Genomic DNA, 15,172 nt, shown 5'->3' with positions numbered 1-15,172 from the left:
GAGCCGGCCTTTGCCGGCCTTCCTGCAATGCGAAACCAGCGCAATCCGGAGCATTCCGGTGCGGTGGAAAAGCCTCATAGCAATGCTTAACTTTGTGGGAACATGTGGACGCACGGCCGCGGACTCTTGCGCCAGAGTCACGCCATATTGTAGCGTTTGGCCTGTCGGGTACGACATCTCGTGCGGCAGTACTGGACCCTCTAAGTAGCCTTCGTTCTCGCGTAAACGTTCGGGCGCAACACCGTGCCCGGCGAGGGCTAAGGGATTCTGGCCGCAGGGATATTTGTCCAGATTGGCTCGCAGCGCCGCTCCGATGAGTGGCCGGCGCCATGCGAAAGGAAGAATGTGATGACTGTATTGACATGGTCCGACGATCGCGTCGAGCAGCTGAAGAAGCTCTGGGAATCCGGCCTCTCGGCCAGCCAGATCGCGGCGGAACTTGGCAATGTGACGCGAAACGCCGTGATCGGCAAAGTGCATCGGCTCGGACTCTCCGGCCGCGCCAAGGCTCCCTCCACGGCTGCGCCGCGGCAGCGCAAGGCCCGCCCCGCCCAGCACATGATGCGGGTGGCGCGCCCGGTCTCGCGCGGCAACACCGCCCTTGCGCATGCCTTCGAGGTCGAGATGGAGCCGGATCCGATCTCCTTCGACAACGTGGTGCCGATGAGCCAGCGGCTGTCGCTGCTCGAGCTCAACGAGGCCACATGCCATTGGCCGGTCGGCGATCCCTCGAGCCCGGAATTCTTCTTCTGCGGCGGCAAGGCGCTCGGCGGCCTGCCCTATTGCGCGCACCACTCGCGCGTCGCCTATCAGCCGGCCGGCGATCGCCGCCGGCCGTCGGCGAAGCCACAGATCAAGTAAGCACTCGGGAAACTGCCTGGACTGCAAAAACAAATCCCCGCGAAAGCGGGGATTTTTTTGTGGCTCGTAGCCCGGATACATCCACCGCGTCGTCCCGGCGAAAGCCGGGACCCATACGCCGCGGCCGACGCAATCGGCAAGCGACCAGACGGCTTTCTAACAACACCCATCGTGGTTATGGGTCCCGGCTTTCGCCGGGACGACGCCGTGTTGTGGTTTGCGATCGCCTGCCAGCCTACGGCTGCGGCTCGGCCTTCGCGAAGCGATCGTCGAGCGCGTAGCCGGCGCCGCGCACGGTGCGGATCGGATCCTGCTCGCGGCCCGGATTGAGCAGCTTGCGCAGGCGGCCGATATGCACGTCGACGGTACGCTCATCGATATAGATGTCGCGGCCCCAGACGCTGTCGAGCAGCTGCTCGCGGCTGAACACGCGGCCGGGATGTTCGAGGAAGAATTCGAGCAGCCGATACTCGGTCGGACCGAGATCGATCGGACGTCCCGAGCGCGCCACGCGGCGCTTCTCGCGGTCGAGCTCGATGTCGCCATAGGTCAGCACGGTCGCAAGCCGCTCCGGGCTCGCACGACGCAGCAGGCCCTTCACCCGCGCCAGCAGTTCCGGCACCGAGAACGGCTTGACGATGTAGTCGTCGGCGCCGGTGGCAAGCCCGCGCACGCGCTCGCTCTCCTCGCCGCGCGCGGTCAGCATGATGATCGGAAGCTGCTTGGTCTCGGGCCGCGCCCGCAGGCGGCGGCACAGCTCGATGCCGGACAGGCCCGGCAGCATCCAGTCCAGCACCACGAGGTCGGGAACGCGCTCCTTCAGGCGGGTATCGGCATCGTCGCCGCGCCCCACCGTTTCGACATCGTAGCCTTCCGCATCGAGGTTGTAGCGCAACAATGTCGTCAGCGCTTCCTCGTCTTCGACTACCAGAATGCGTGCGCTCATCGGTTTAAGTTCTCTCTCTGTGATGATCCGTTGCCCAGACGCAAACCGAAACGCTTACTTTCCTGAGCACAACCCCCGCGGAAACGACTTGTCGTGAAGACAATCCGGCTCCGCGCCTGCGGATCATGTCCTAGGTACCCGGCACCGTGGTGGCAAAGTTGGTCATGTCGCCCTTCGGGCGCTTGTCGGTGATCTGCTGGCCCTCGATCATGTAGAACACCGTCTCGGCGATGTTGGTGGCGTGATCGCCGATCCGCTCGATGTTCTTGGCGCAGAACATCAGATGGATACAGAACGAGATGTTGCGCGGATCCTCCATCATGTAGGTCAAGAGCTCGCGGAACAGCGAGGTGCAGATCGCATCGACCTCCTCGTCACCCTTCCAGACGTTCATCGCCGCCGGCAGATCGTGCGCGGCATAGGCGTCGAGCACCGACTTGACCTGCGACAGCACGAGGTCGGTCATGTGCTCCAGGCCGCGGATCAGCTTCAGCGGCTGGAAATCGCTCTCCAGCGCCGCGACGCGCTTGCCCATGTTCTTGGCGAGGTCGCCGATCCGCTCGAGGTCGGTGGCGACGCGCATCGCGCTGACGATTTCGCGCAGGTCGATCGCCATCGGCTGGCGGCGGGCGATCGTCAGCACCGCGCGCTCTTCGATGACGCGCTGCAGATTGTCGATCTCGATGTCGGCGGCGACCACGCGCTTGCCGAGCGCGACGTCGCGACGGATCAGCGCGTCGACCGACTCGGTGATCATCCGCTCGACGAGGCCGCCCATCTCGGCGACCAGGCGAGTCAACTCCTGCAGGTCGCTGTCGAATGCCTTGGCGGTATGTTCAGAAGCCATCTTGTATCTCCTCAGCCGAACCGGCCGGTGATGTAATCCTGAGTCCGTCGATCGCTCGGCGAGGTGAATATCTTGTTGGTGTCGTCGAACTCGATCAGCTCGCCGAGATACATGAAGGCGGTCTTGTCGGAGACGCGCGCCGCCTGCTGCATGTTGTGGGTAACGATCGCGATCGTGTAGTCCTCTGAGAGTTCCTGGATCAGCTCCTCGACCTTGGCGGTCGAGATCGGATCGAGCGCCGAGCACGGCTCGTCGAACAGGATCACCTCGGGCCGCACCGCCACGGTGCGCGCGATGCACAGGCGCTGCTGCTGGCCGCCGGAGAGCGACAGGCCGGAGGCGTTCAGCTTGTCCTTGACCTCGTTCCACAGCGCGCCGCCGCGCAGCGCCTTCTCGACCCGATCGTCCATCTCGGACTTCGAGATCTTCTCGTAGAGGCGGATGCCGAAGGCGATGTTCTCGTAGATCGTCATCGGGAACGGCGTCGGCTTCTGGAACACCATACCGACCCGCGCGCGCAGCAAATTGAGGTCGAGCTTGGGATCGAGAATGTTGGTCTGGTCCAGCATCAGCTGGCCGACCGCGCGCTGGCCCGGATAAAGGTCGTACATCCGGTTGAAGATCCGCAGCAGGGTCGACTTGCCGCAGCCCGACGGGCCGATGAACGCCGTGACGCGGTTGGTGCCGAGCGTCAGGTTGATGTTCTTCAGCGCGTGGTGCTCGCCGTAATAGAAGTTGAGGTTGCGCACCGTGACTTTCGGCGGCGCTTCCGGCAGCGGAACCTGGGGAACGTGGCTCGCGACGGTCGTGGAGACGGAAAGCTCGGTCATTTTGTGGCCCTTTCGGCACCAAGGATACGCGCGCCGATATTCAGCGCGAGCACAGTGAAGGTGATGAGCAGCGCACCGCTCCACGCCAGCTCTTTCCAGTAGGCGTAGGGGCTCTGCACGAAGTTGTTGATGGTCACCGGCAGGTTGGCCATCGTCTTGGTCAAATCCCAGCTGAAGAACTGGTTCGACAGCGCGGTGAACAGCAGCGGCGCGGTTTCACCGGCGACACGGGCGGTCGCCAGCAGCACGCCGGTGATCAAGCCGCTACGCGCAGCACGATAAGCGATCCGCTTGATCACCAGCGAACGCGGCAGGCCGAGCGCGGAGGCTGCCTCGCGCAGCGGATTGGGCACCAGCAGCAGCATGTCTTCGGTGGTGCGCACCACGACCGGGATCACGATCACGGCGAGCGCGAGCGCACCCGCAATCGCCGAGAAGCCGCGCATCGGCACCACCACCGCACCATAGATAAACAAGCCGATGATGATCGAGGGCGCGCTGAGCAGGATGTCGTTGATGAAGCGGATCACCGAGGTGAGCTTGTCGTGCTTCCCGTATTCGGCGAGGTAGGTGCCGGCGAACAGGCCGAGCGGCGCGCCGATGCCAACGCCGATCACGGTCATGATGACCGAGCCGACAATGGCGTTGAGCAGGCCGCCGTCGGTCGAACCGGGCGGCGGCGTGTTCTGGGTGAACAGCTGCACGCTGAGGCCGGCAAGGCCGTTATAGAGCAGCGTGAACAGGATCAGCGCCAGCCAGGTGACGCCGAACAGCGCCGCACCGACACAGAGTGCGCGAATGACGATGTCGCTGCGACGGCGGGATTTGTAGATCGGGTTCATGGCGCTATTTCCCCGCCTTCTTTTCAAGCCGCATCAGCATCAGCCGGGCGCCGGCGAGCACGAAGAAGGTCAGCACGAACAGCAGGAGGCCGAGCAGGATCAGGCCGGACTGGTGCAAGCCGTCGCTCTCGGCGAATTCGCTGGCGATCGCCGCCGAGATCGTGGTGCCCGGCGCGAAGATCGACGACGAGATGCGGAACGAGTTGCCGATGATGAAGGTCACCGCCATGGTCTCGCCGAGTGCGCGGCCGAGCGCCAGCATGATGCCGCCGATCACCCCGACGCGGGTGTACGGGATCACGACGTTGCGGACGACTTCCCAGGTGGTGCAGCCCATGCCGTAGGCGGCTTCCTTCAGGACCGGCGGCACGGTCTTGAACACGTCGACCGAGATCGCGGTGATGAAGGGCAGCACCATGATCGCGAGGATCAGCGCGGCGTTGAACAGGCTGAGATAGGACGGCGGCCCTGCGAACACCGCACCCAGCACCGGGACGCCCTCGAAGATCCTGATCATGAAGGGCTGGAACGTGTTGGCCAGGAACGGGCCCAGCACGAAGAAGCCCCACATGCCGTAGATGATCGAGGGGATGCCGGCGAGCAGCTCGATGGCGATGCCGATCGGACGGCGCAGTATTTGCGGGCAGAGTTCGGTGAGGAACACGGCGATGCCGATGCCGACCGGAATGGCGATCATCATCGCGATGACGGACGTGATCAGCGTGCCGTAGATCGGGCCGAGCGCGCCGAGCACCGGCGGATCGGCCGAGGGCGCCCAGCGCTGCGTCCAGAGGAAGGCGAAGCCGTATTCCTTCATCGCCGGCCAGGCGCCGGCGATCAGCGACAGGATGATGCCGCCGAGGATCAACAGAACCGAAATCGCCGAGATCCGGGTGATCCAATAGAACGTGAGATCACCGAGCTTGAAGGCGCTGAGGGCCTTGGCGCGATCGTAAGGTCCCGCGGCTTCCATCACATCGCTCTGAACAGCCATGTCTGCCACGCCAATCCCCTCATTACTATGTGAAAGCTACGCAAACCGCTACGCCCCGAAGCGATCTTCAATGACGCATTTGACCGGGCGTCGTTCCGGCTTGCGCCACCCGGGGCGCGACCCCCGGCCCCACCCCGCGTTTCTTGCCGCGGTGATGGAGCCCGGGTCTCAATCGGTCGACCTGTGCCGCCCTTGGGAGGCGGCACAGGCCGTTTTCGAAACGTCTGACTTAGCTCTTGATGTCCGAGGACCAGGTCTTCTCGATCAGCTTGACGACCGATTCCGGCATCGGGATGTAGTCGAGCTCTTCGGCCGCCTTGCCACCCTTCTCGAAGGCGTACTTGAAGAACTTGATCGCTTCCTGCGAGGCCGCCTTGTCGGTCGAGTCCTTGTGCATCAGGATGAAGGTCGCCGCGGTGATCGGCCAGGAGGCTTCGCCCGGCTGGTCGGTCAGGATCACGTAGTAGCCGGGAGCCTTGGCCCAGTCGGCATTCGACGCAGCAGCCTGGAAGGCGGCGATGGTCGGCTGCACGGTCTTGCCGGCCTTGTTGACCAGCGCGGTGTAGGTCAGCTTGTTCTGCTTGGCATAGGCGTATTCGACATAGCCGATCGCGTTCTTGGTCTGGCTGATGTTGCCGGCAACGCCTTCGTTACCCTTGGCGCCGACGCCGACCGGCCACTCGACCGCGGTGCCGGAACCGACCTTGGACTTCCAGTCGGCGTTCGACTTGGAGAGGTAGTCGGTGAAGTTGAAGGTGGTGCCCGAACCGTCCGAACGGCGCACGACGGTGATCGCGTCGGCCGGCAGGGTCAGCTTCGGATTGAGCTTGGCGATCGCCGCGTCATTCCACTTGGTGATCTTGCCGAGATAGATGTCGCCGAGCACTTCGCCGGAGAGCACGAGATCGCCCGACTTGATGCCTTCGACGTTCACGACCGGAACGATCGCGCCCATCACCATCGGCCACTGGACGAGGCCGTCCTTCTCGAGCTGCTCGGCCTTGAGCGGCGCGTCGGTGGCGCCGAAGGTCACGGTCTTGGCCTGGATCTGCTTGATGCCGGCGCCGGAACCGATCGACTGATAGTTCAGGCCATTGCCGGTGTCCTTTTTGTAGGCATCAGCCCACTTCGAATAGATCGGGAACGGAAACGTCGCGCCCGCGCCGGTAATATCGGCAGCGAAGGCCGACGTCGAAGCGGCGATCATGCCGGCAGCGACGATTGCTTTGATGAAATTCATGGGGTCGTCTCCATTTGTGAGCGAAGCGCCGCATGCGCCCGATAGCGCTCACGCCGGTCCATCTAGGAGCGGTCGGTGCTGCTTTTACGAAGGTTGGATGACAGTTCGATGACAGCGCCAAGCGGCTGAAAACGCTTAGCTTTGGGTCGGTAACGGGGTCTTCGGCCGGGGAAAACAGGCGGTAAAAGTCGCGCCATTCTTCGGCACGCTCTCGATCACGAGACGCCCGCGATGACGGTTAAGAATATGTTTCACCAGCGATAATCCGAGGCCGGTTCCACCCTGGTTACGGCTGTCGCCGACGTCCACCCGGTAGAACCGCTCGGTCAGCCGCGGCAGGTGCTCCGGGGCGATGCCGGGACCGAAATCCCGTACCATGACACGGATTTCGGGGCTCCCCTCGCCCGATGCGCCCGAAACGGCCTGATTGAGCGACACTATGACGCGGCCGCCCGAGGCGCCGTATTTGAGCGCGTTCTCGATCAGGTTCTCGAACAGGCGGAGCAGTTCCTCGCGGTCGCCGGCGATCGTGACCGGGGTCGGTGGCAGGTCGACGTCGATCTCGACCTGGCGCTCGCTGGCCAGCGCCTCGAGCCCGTCGGCCACCTGGCGGATGATCGGCACGATATCAATCGACGCCTCGGGCCGCACATGGGCCGACAGCTCGACCCGCGACAGCGACAGCAGGTCGTCGATCAGCCGAGCCATGCGGGTCGCCTGGGTGTGCATGATGCCGAGGAAGCGCTCGCGCGCCCGCGCGTCCTCGCGCGCCGGCCCCTGCAAGGTGTCGATGAAGCCGGACAACGCGGCGAGCGGCGTGCGCAGCTCGTGGCTGGCGTTGGCGACGAAGTCGGCGCGCATCTCCTCGACCCGGCGCAGCGGCGTCAGATCGTGGAAGGTCATCAGCATGCATTTCTCGGTGCCGCCGAACTGGGTCGGCACCGGCACCGGCGTGATCACCAGTTCCATCCAGCGATCGACCGGAACGTGGTCGGAGTAGGTGGCGCGGCGCGGCTCGGTGGTCGCGATCGCCTCGCGCAATGCGGTGATAATCTCCGGCGAACGCAGGGCAAATTGCGCCAGCTCGTTCTTGCGCAGCGCCGGCGCCAGCTGGGCCGCGGCGGTGTTGAGATGGATGACGCGACCCGCGCGATCGAGCAGCACGGCCGGGTCCGGCATGCCGGCGACGACCGCGCTGACGGCGGTCGCCTCGACCGGATTGCCGTGGCGGACATCCTCGCGCGAGGTGCCGGCATCATGCAGCCGCCAGGGCACCAGCGCCGCGGCCGCGATGCAGACGAACACCGCGCAGGCGCGCACCAGCGACAACTCGCCGAGCGCGACCACGACGCTCAGCGCCAGCGCTGCGGCAAGCAGGATCAGCGCGGAATGGCGCAAGCGGTCGGGCCAGGGCGAGAAAATCGAATGCGGCGTATCGTCAATGGCCATCGCGGCGGCTTTCTTCCCGTCGGTTCATGTCTCGCCCAGGCGCGGTCATATCGACCTTCCCTCGGGAGGCATCGGGCCGCGTCATCAGACCCCGGAATCACCGCGCTTGCGGACCAGAACCGCCTCGTGGTGCGGCTCAGCGCGGGGACCCGAATCAGTCTGCGGCAGCCGTTTGAGTCGGGCGCCGACAATAACCTCCCGAAACGTCAGCAAGATTACAGATATGACGAACGGCGCAATATAGTAGAGCAGGCGGAACAACAGCATACCGCCGAGCAGGTCCTCGCGGTCCATCTGCCAGAGGCCGACCAGCATGGCGGCGTCGAACACCCCGAGCCCGCCGGGGGAGTGGCTGGCGAAGCCGAGCAGGGTCGCCGACACGAAGATGACCGCGACCACGACGAAGCCGAGATTGGGCTCGTCCGGCACCAGCACGTACATCGCCAGCGCGCAGAAGCCGAGGTCGACGATGCCGATCGCGATCTGCAGCAGCGTCAGCGGGCCGCCCGGCAAGGTCACCGTCCAGGGACCGCGGCCGACCACCCGGGGCTGGGTCCAGACCCAGACCACATAAGCGACCAGCGCGATGATGATGCCGCACGCCAGGGTGCGGTTGAGCCAGGGCGGCAGCTGGTCGATGTTGGCGGCGGCTTCCGGATGATAGGCGATGCCGAGCCCGAGCACCGCGGCATTGCCGAGCCAAAAGGTCAGTCCGGCGAGAAAGCAGATCTTGGCGACGTCGATCGCGTTCAATCCCCAGGCCGAATAGATCCGGTAGCGCACCGCGCCGCCGGTGAAGACGCTGGCGCCGACATTGTGGCCGATCGAATACGAGGTGAATGCCGCGAGCGCATTGATGCGATAGGGCACGTGGGCGTGACCGATCGCGCGCACCGCGAACAGGTCGTAGAAGGTCAGCGTGAAGTAGCCGGCTGCGACGAACAGTCCCGCCAGCGCGATTTGTCGCGGCTCGGTGCTCTTGATGGCCTCGAGCACCTCGTTGGTGTCGATGCCGCGCAGCATGTGATAGAGGACGTAGCAGGCGATGCCGATGACGGCGATGCTGATGACAACACCCAGCCGATGCAGGATTTGCTTCTGGCGCAGAAACGCCATCGCCCTGCGTATTGCTTCCAGCATCTAGACCTCGAATTGCGATCCCGCGACGACGGCTCCCGGGCGAACTCCGCCGGCGCTTCGCTGTGCCCCGACCCCTGTAGCGCGTTTTAAGCCGGAGTGGAATTCGTCAAACGACAATAAAACGCGCATCTTCAAGATATTAGGGATGATTCATGACAGCGGGTGCACAAATATGCGCGTTTCTCGCCACGTTCGACAAGACTTGACATCGACGTGCGGCAGTTAGCCCGCCGAACGCTGCGCAAGGCCATCCGGGAAACTACGGGGGCGAGAGCGACGCACGGCGTCCGCGCAGCGAAAATCGCCGCCGCAATGGTCATGCGACGACGATCAGGCAAGCCTGCGTGGACTTTTATGCCCGTGCCGCAGCCACTGCGGTGACGATTTCGGCGGCATCGGGGAAATGCCCCTTCACGCGCTTGGCGATCACTTTGCCGTCAACCTTGACCTCGAAGACGCCGCCCTTGCCGGGCACCAGCTCTGCATCGAGCGCAAGCCGTTCGCGCAGCAGCGCGGCGGCCTCCCTGGCGCGCTTCTCGTAACCGCACGGACGGCAATAGATGATCGAGAGATCGGTCATGGCGTGCTCTCCCATCCACTCATGCTGCGAGATGTTGCGCGTTGACGGCTTCGATCCCGGCGATCCACCCTGCAACCGAGCGGCCGATCGCCTCCGGATGGTCTTCCTGTAGATAATGCGCGCCAGCGCCGAGCTGGATGACCGCGCAATGCTGCAGCCTCGCCGCAAAATCGGCGGCGAAGGCCGGCGACACCAGTGCCCCGGGAGATCCCGCAAACAGCAGCTTCGGATAGGTCGATGCCGCGAGCGCCGCATGCGCTGTGGCGAGCGCCTGATCGACGTCGGCAGGTTCGCCCGCGATCGGCAGCTCGCGCGGCAGCATCAAGGTCGGCTTGCGGCTCTCGCGCGTCGCAAACGGCGCACGATAAGCGGCCATCTCTTCCTCACTCAGCTTGCGCAGCATCCCGTTCGGAAGAACACGCTCGATGAAGGCATTGCCTTCCAGAATCATCGCCTCGCCCACACCTTCGGTCCTGAACTTGCGAAAGGTTTCTTCGCGCACGCCGTGATCGGGATCGAAATCGCTCCATGTCGACATCGGCCGGATAAATTCCATGAAGGCGAGCCCGCGCACGAGTTGCGGGCGGCGCGCCGCGAGATGGAACGCGAGCGCGGTGCCCCAATCCTGGGCGACGAGATACGCCGAGCTGATGCCGAGCTCGTCGATCAGCGCATCGAGATAATCCGCATGGTCGAAGAAGCGGTAGGCGATGTCGGGCTTGCCGGACTGGCCGTAGCCGATCAGGTCGGGCGCGATGCAGTGCCCGACCGGCGCCACCAGCGGCATGATGTTGCGCCAGATATAGGATGAAGTCGGATTGCCGTGCAGGAACAGCACGTGCGGCGCATCGCTGCGTCCGGTTTCGCGATAGGCCATCGTGGTCCCGAGCACCGGGCGATGATGCAGACTGATATCGGCAGACATGGTCATGGCAACTCCTTGAACACGGTTTGGAAGGCGATCGTCGTGAAACGCTCGAGCGCGGCCGCGCTGCGCTCGACCTTCATGCGCAGCATCGCGCCCTGCCAGGATGCGAGCAGGAAATCGGCGAGCGCATCGGGATCAAAGTCGGACGCGATCTCGCGCCTGGCCTGGGCCTCAGCGATGCAGGCCGCAAACGGCGCACGCCATTCCCGGAAGATCTCGTCGAGCTGCTCGCGCAGCATCTCGCTCGAGCCCGACGCCTCGAGGCTGAAATCGCCGATCAGGCAGCCGCGGGTGAAGCCGTCATGCGCCAGCTTGCCGGTGATGAGATCGAGATAGCGCCGGAGCCGGTCGCGCGGCGGCAGTGCCGTGTCGCCGAGGGCTTCGGCGACGAGGCCGCGCACATAGAGGAAGTAGCGATCGAGCACTTCCGACGCGAACAGCTCCTTGGAGCGGAAATGGTTGGTGAACGAGCCCTGCGGCGCGCCGGCCGCGGCGGTGACGTCGCGCACGCTCGTGCCGTGATAGCCAGTCCGGAACATTTCCTTCAGGCCGGCGTCGAGGATCGCATCGCGGAGAGAGGGTTTTGGCATGGGCGCCATCTAATACGTACGTACGTATTAATGTCAAGCGGTAAAATGCATGCGGCTCGCCCTGCACTCGGCGACGCCGCTCGGACCTGTTGGATCAGGGGTTTTGGATCAGCTCGCGGGCCTGCTGCGCGAGACCACCCAGTCACGCAGCCAGGAGCCGATCGCACAGCCGACGAGATAGAGCGCGAACATGACAAGGAACAGGTCTAGCCAGTAGCCGAAGCGGCCGGGCACGACCCGCGCAAACGATGCCGCGACCAGCGCGACGGCGAGCAGCGCCAGCCAGCGGATCCACACCTTCGAGACGCCCTGCGCCCGATGCACCACCGCGATCCAGCCCATGCCGAAGCCGAGCAGCGCGGCGCCGAGCAGCCAACCCCAGAAGAATGTTGCGAGCACGGTCATCGCTACTTCACCACGAATTCGATGCGGCGGTTTTGCGCCTTGCCGTCTTCACTCTCGTTGCCGGCGAGCGGCTGCGTGCTGCCATAGCCGATCGACGTGAAACGGTTGGCAGGCAGTCCGGTGCGCACGAGGTAATCGACCACGGCCTGCGCGCGGCGCTCCGACAAGGCCTGGTTGGCCGCCTCCTCGCCGTCGCTGTCGGTGTGGCCGGCGACTTCGATCGTCGCGTTGGGACAGCGCATCGCGGTCTCGATCAGGCGGTCAAGCAGACCGGCAGAGTCAGGGACGATGTCGGCCTTGCCGGACTCGAAGCGGATCTTGCCCTTGGAGAGGATCTCGGAAAACAGCTGCTGGCACACCGTCGGATCGACCGGCGCCGCCGCCGGCTTGACCGTGACCTCGGCCTTGTACTGCCAGCCCTGCGGAAAATCCTTGCCGAGCCCGTCGCGGATCTGGCCGGCCGCGGCATCATAGAGCGCATCGCCCGACAGCTTCACCTCGCGGTCCGACACCACGAGCGTCCCGGTCGACAGCCGCGACAGTGCGCCGAGCGCAGGCACCACCGCCGCAGCAAACCCTGAGGGCGCGCCGATGCTGGCCTTGAGATTGTCGACGACCTTCTCGCTGAAGAACTTGCGGCCGGCGGCGGCGACCAGCGCGGCATGCACGTTGTTGTCGGGCACGTAGCCGGTCAGCGTCAGCGTCACCGCGACCGGATCCTTGTAGGCCTGAAACACGTAAGGCGGCGCCTTGATGTCGTTGGCGGCGATCGAATAACCTTCCGGCAGATTCTTCAGCGCCGCCGCCACCGCTTCGCGTCCGCCGAGCTCGCGCGCCATGCCGGCGAGAGCAACCTTGTTGTCGGTCAGCGTGATCTTGCCTTCCTTCAGCTTGCCGATCTGGTCGAGCAACAACAGCGCCGCCGGGTCGAACCGCGACGGTGCGCCGCGCGCGAGCGCCATCTGATCCACCACCTCGACGCCGCCGAGACTGGCCTTCGCGGCCTCGGTCAACTTGCTCTTGCTCGACGGCAGCGGCGCGTTGCCGCCGAGCGTGACCCGCACCACGTCGCGTTCGGCGGACCACACAAAGGGCTTGGCTTCGGCAACGAGGCGGGTCTCGTCGTTGACCAGCCGCACGCCCGGCACCGCCTCGACCGACGCCACCGCGCTGAGACGGCCGTCCTCGGAGAAGGCATTGGCCGCAAAGGTCACGTCGCGGCCGTCGACACTGATGCGGCGCTTGTCGAGCACCGTATCCTTGAGTGCGGCATTAGAGCGCGCAGCCAAGTCCGCTTCGACCGTTCCCGTTGAGGTCCAGGCCGCGATGCCCCACAGGACGACCAGTGGAATCACCCCCGGCCACCACTTGCTACTCCACTTGAAAAGTCCGTGCATTCAGCGTCCTGCGGGTCTGGAACTAGAGAGAAAACAAACCCTTGGCTGACTGTCAAACCCCAAATCAAAGGCCGAATCAAAGACCATGGCGGGGGTGCCATATTGGATCGGGATAACAGTTTCTTCAGTGGTGTTTCGCTAAGTTTCCGACGGAATGCAAATCGGCCAGCCCGTGCCCCTCATGAAACAACTCCGCAACACCGTGATCCGTGCCGGGATGGAGGCGTTGTATTTCTCGGGTGCGCATATCCTGCTGCGGCCGATCTTTGCCGGCGTCGGCGCCATCTTCATGCTGCACCACGTCCGCCCGCGCCGCGCCGACGCGTTCCAACCCAACCATCATCTCGAGGTCACGCCGGACTTCCTGCGCGCGATGCTGACGCATCTGCGCGCGCTCGACGTCGATGTCGTCAGCATGGACGAGGCGCATCGCCGCCTCACCGAACGGAATTTCGCGCGGCGCTTCGCCTGCTTCACCTGCGACGACGGCTACCGCGACAACCGCGATTTCGCGCTGCCTGTCATGCGCGAGTTCGGCGCACCGTTCACGGTGTTTGTCGCGAGCGATTTCGCCGAGGGCTGCGGCAAATTGTGGTGGATCGCGCTCGAGCGGATCATCGCCGCAGCATCGGCGATCGAGGTGCCGATCGCCGGCGTGATGACGCGGATCGACACCGCGACGCCGCAAGCCAAGCGAGTTGCGTTCGGCCGCATGCACGACTGGCTGCGCTCGCTGCCGGGCGAGAAGGAGATGCAGGCCGAGATATCCGCGCTGTGCGTCCGCCTCGGTGTCGACGAGGCCGGCATCGCGCGCGAGCTCTGCATGTCCTGGGACGAATTGCGCGGCTTTGCCGACGATCCGCTGGTCACCATCGGCGCCCACACCATCACCCATTGCAATCTCGCCAAGCAGAGCGAGACCGTCGCATCGTTCGAACTCGCTACCAGCCGGGCACGGATCGAGGATGCGCTGCAGCGGCAGGTCGCGCATCTCGCCTATCCCTATGGCGACCGGATCGCCGCCGGGCAGCGCGAATTCGCGCTCGCCCGGTCGATCGGCTTTCGGACAGCGGTGACGACGCGGCCGGGCATGCTGTTTCCCGAAAGCGCCGAGCATCTGACCGCATTGCAGCGGGTCTCGCTGAACGGCAATTACCAGGACGCGCGGCTCTTGCCGGTGCTGACATCAGGCGCCGCCACCGCGGTGTGGAACGGTTTTCGCCGCATCGACGCGGCGTAATCAAGCAACGTCCTAAACCACCAGCAGCAGTCCCGACACCAGCAACAGGCCGAGGATCACCCGCCTGAAGTTGGCCTCGTCGATGTTGCGAAAGGCAAAGATGCCGAGCCACGAACCGGCAAGCAGCGCCGGAGCGCCAAGCACGACGTCATAGGCGACCTTCATCGAGAGGTCGCGATGCAGCAGCATCATCACGAGCGCCGAAATCTGCATCGCGGCGATGAAGGGTTGCACGAGGCCGCGCTGTTGCTGCTTCGGCACGCCATGCATATCGCACCAGATGGTCGGCAGCGCGCCCGGCATCGCCGTCAGCCCGCCGATCAGGCCGCCGCCAAATCCGACAAGCGCGTTGCGCCCCTCCGGCAACCGGCCGTAGCCGATCGCAGGCCTGAACAGCATGTAGCCGGCATAGAACGCGACCAAGATTCCGAAGCCTTCACGAAAGGTCCGGCTGTCTGTGTTGTGCAACAGCCAAAGCGCGAGCGGCACGCCGAGCAGCCCACCGGCGATCAGGGACAGGCTCTGCTTCCACTGGATGTTGTGCCGAAGCGCCCACAGATTGGCTGCCTGCACACCGACGCTGCATGCCATCATCAGCGGCACCGCCTCGGTCGGCGACATCGCATGCAGCAGGATGGCGCCGGCGATTGCGGAAAAGGCAAAGCCAGCGAGACCGGACACGAAGGCGCCGCAAAACACCGCAGCGCTGAGCACAAGAAATGACGTGACGTCGGCCACAGCGTGGACCTCCGTTGATGACGGCGATGATGGATGGATCGGGAAGGCGCTAGTCGGTGTGAACCGCCCTCGCCTCTTGCGGCGCGGCCGCATCTGCCGTGGCCGCTGGCATCAGCAACGTCGCAGTGAGGAAGTGCAGCACAAG

16 protein-coding genes are annotated in these 15,172 nt (G+C 64.7%); 2 read left to right on the top strand and 14 right to left on the bottom strand.

The genetic code is table 11. The features are described 5' to 3' along the window. Nucleotides 1–348: 348 nt before the first annotated feature. Nucleotides 349–861 (top strand): GcrA family cell cycle regulator, encoded by a 513-nt coding sequence (locus ACE103_RS03625; protein ID WP_223974427.1) that lies wholly within the window; start codon nt 349–351, stop codon nt 859–861. A gap of 235 nt (nt 862–1,096) precedes the next feature. On the opposite strand, the gene phoB is transcribed toward ACE103_RS03625, so the two are convergent. The 13 genes from phoB to ACE103_RS03560 form a co-directional block, all read right to left on the bottom strand. Then, nucleotides 1,097–1,807, bottom strand: a complete 711-nt coding sequence (gene phoB / locus ACE103_RS03620) for a phosphate regulon transcriptional regulator PhoB (RefSeq protein WP_016844067.1) — start codon at nt 1,805–1,807, stop codon at nt 1,097–1,099. 130 nt (nt 1,808–1,937) lie between these two features. Continuing rightward, on the bottom strand, nt 1,938–2,654 hold the full coding sequence (phoU, locus tag ACE103_RS03615; protein WP_050403109.1) for a phosphate signaling complex protein PhoU: 717 nt from the start codon (nt 2,652–2,654) through the stop codon (nt 1,938–1,940). A gap of 11 nt (nt 2,655–2,665) precedes the next feature. After that, complete coding sequence (gene pstB / locus ACE103_RS03610) at nt 2,666–3,484, bottom strand: phosphate ABC transporter ATP-binding protein PstB (RefSeq protein ID WP_029079896.1); 819 nt, start codon at nt 3,482–3,484, stop codon at nt 2,666–2,668. Continuing rightward, nucleotides 3,481–4,326 carry a phosphate ABC transporter permease PstA gene (pstA, locus tag ACE103_RS03605; protein WP_375778363.1) on the bottom strand — a complete coding sequence of 282 codons (846 nt, stop codon included), beginning with the start codon at nt 4,324–4,326 and terminating at the stop codon, nt 3,481–3,483. Before pstA ends, pstB begins: the two co-directional genes overlap by 4 nt. 4 nt (nt 4,327–4,330) lie before the next feature. Then, a complete protein-coding gene (gene pstC, locus ACE103_RS03600; RefSeq protein WP_375778362.1) occupies nt 4,331–5,320 on the bottom strand; it encodes a phosphate ABC transporter permease subunit PstC in 990 nt (329 codons plus the stop codon). Between the two features lie 229 nt (nt 5,321–5,549). Beyond that, entirely contained in the window at nt 5,550–6,560 is a 1,011-nt protein-coding gene (gene pstS / locus ACE103_RS03595) for a phosphate ABC transporter substrate-binding protein PstS (RefSeq protein ID WP_223974957.1), read from the bottom strand. Nucleotides 6,561–6,695: 135 nt separating this feature from the next. Next, nucleotides 6,696–8,009 (bottom strand): ATP-binding protein, encoded by a 1,314-nt coding sequence (locus ACE103_RS03590; RefSeq protein ID WP_375778361.1) that lies wholly within the window; start codon nt 8,007–8,009, stop codon nt 6,696–6,698. An 84-nt stretch (nt 8,010–8,093) separates the two neighbouring features. After that, nucleotides 8,094–9,149, bottom strand: coding sequence for a lysylphosphatidylglycerol synthase domain-containing protein (locus ACE103_RS03585; RefSeq protein WP_245452840.1), 1,056 nt, complete (start codon nt 9,147–9,149; stop codon nt 8,094–8,096). A gap of 352 nt (nt 9,150–9,501) precedes the next feature. Then, a complete protein-coding gene (locus tag ACE103_RS03580) occupies nt 9,502–9,729 on the bottom strand; it encodes a SelT/SelW/SelH family protein (RefSeq protein ID WP_223974954.1) in 228 nt (75 codons plus the stop codon). 19 nt (nt 9,730–9,748) lie between these two features. After that, nucleotides 9,749–10,660 (bottom strand): haloalkane dehalogenase, encoded by a 912-nt coding sequence (locus tag ACE103_RS03575; protein WP_375778360.1) that lies wholly within the window; start codon nt 10,658–10,660, stop codon nt 9,749–9,751. Next, entirely contained in the window at nt 10,657–11,247 is a 591-nt protein-coding gene (locus tag ACE103_RS03570) for a TetR family transcriptional regulator C-terminal domain-containing protein (protein ID WP_375778359.1), read from the bottom strand. The genes ACE103_RS03575 and ACE103_RS03570 overlap by 4 nt, the downstream gene beginning before the upstream one ends. Nucleotides 11,248–11,355: 108 nt before the next feature. Next, nucleotides 11,356–11,652: a hypothetical protein gene (locus ACE103_RS03565; RefSeq protein ID WP_223974949.1), complete on the bottom strand. Its 297-nt coding sequence runs from the start codon at nt 11,650–11,652 to the stop codon at nt 11,356–11,358. A 2-nt stretch (nt 11,653–11,654) separates the two neighbouring features. After that, complete coding sequence (locus tag ACE103_RS03560; protein WP_375778358.1) at nt 11,655–13,049, bottom strand: OmpA family protein; 1,395 nt, start codon at nt 13,047–13,049, stop codon at nt 11,655–11,657. A gap of 181 nt (nt 13,050–13,230) precedes the next feature. Here ACE103_RS03560 and ACE103_RS03555 point away from each other — a divergent pair, with 181 nt between their 5' ends. After that, nucleotides 13,231–14,289 (top strand): polysaccharide deacetylase family protein, encoded by a 1,059-nt coding sequence (locus tag ACE103_RS03555; protein ID WP_375778357.1) that lies wholly within the window; start codon nt 13,231–13,233, stop codon nt 14,287–14,289. A gap of 12 nt (nt 14,290–14,301) precedes the next feature. Here ACE103_RS03555 and ACE103_RS03550 read toward each other — a convergent pair whose 3' ends face one another. Continuing rightward, entirely contained in the window at nt 14,302–15,027 is a 726-nt protein-coding gene (locus ACE103_RS03550; RefSeq protein ID WP_375778356.1) for a sulfite exporter TauE/SafE family protein, read from the bottom strand. Between the last annotated feature and the right edge of the window lie 145 nt (nt 15,028–15,172).

It is taken from the genome of Bradyrhizobium sp. ma5, from assembly GCF_042258955.1.
GTDB lineage: Bacteria > Pseudomonadota > Alphaproteobacteria > Rhizobiales > Xanthobacteraceae > Bradyrhizobium.
This window is presented reverse-complemented; position numbering and strand designations above follow the sequence as displayed.

Bases quoted from the DNA above. Each gene is read 5' to 3' on its own strand.
- ACE103_RS03625 (WP_223974427.1), top strand. From the start codon at position 349: ATGACTGTATTGACATGGTCCGACGATCGCGTCGAGCAGCTGAAGAAG.
- phoB (WP_016844067.1), bottom strand. From the start codon at position 1,807: ATGAGCGCACGCATTCTGGTAGTCGAAGACGAGGAAGCGCTGACGACA.
- phoU (WP_050403109.1), bottom strand. From the start codon at position 2,654: ATGGCTTCTGAACATACCGCCAAGGCATTCGACAGCGACCTGCAGGAG.
- pstB (WP_029079896.1), bottom strand. From the start codon at position 3,484: ATGACCGAGCTTTCCGTCTCCACGACCGTCGCGAGCCACGTTCCCCAG.
- pstA (WP_375778363.1), bottom strand. From the start codon at position 4,326: ATGAACCCGATCTACAAATCCCGCCGTCGCAGCGACATCGTCATTCGC.
- pstC (WP_375778362.1), bottom strand. From the start codon at position 5,320: ATGGCTGTTCAGAGCGATGTGATGGAAGCCGCGGGACCTTACGATCGC.
- pstS (WP_223974957.1), bottom strand. From the start codon at position 6,560: ATGAATTTCATCAAAGCAATCGTCGCTGCCGGCATGATCGCCGCTTCG.
- ACE103_RS03590 (WP_375778361.1), bottom strand. From the start codon at position 8,009: ATGGCCATTGACGATACGCCGCATTCGATTTTCTCGCCCTGGCCCGAC.
- ACE103_RS03585 (WP_245452840.1), bottom strand. From the start codon at position 9,149: ATGCTGGAAGCAATACGCAGGGCGATGGCGTTTCTGCGCCAGAAGCAA.
- ACE103_RS03580 (WP_223974954.1), bottom strand. From the start codon at position 9,729: ATGACCGATCTCTCGATCATCTATTGCCGTCCGTGCGGTTACGAGAAG.
- ACE103_RS03575 (WP_375778360.1), bottom strand. From the start codon at position 10,660: ATGACCATGTCTGCCGATATCAGTCTGCATCATCGCCCGGTGCTCGGG.
- ACE103_RS03570 (WP_375778359.1), bottom strand. From the start codon at position 11,247: ATGCCAAAACCCTCTCTCCGCGATGCGATCCTCGACGCCGGCCTGAAG.
- ACE103_RS03565 (WP_223974949.1), bottom strand. From the start codon at position 11,652: ATGACCGTGCTCGCAACATTCTTCTGGGGTTGGCTGCTCGGCGCCGCG.
- ACE103_RS03560 (WP_375778358.1), bottom strand. From the start codon at position 13,049: ATGCACGGACTTTTCAAGTGGAGTAGCAAGTGGTGGCCGGGGGTGATT.
- ACE103_RS03555 (WP_375778357.1), top strand. From the start codon at position 13,231: ATGAAACAACTCCGCAACACCGTGATCCGTGCCGGGATGGAGGCGTTG.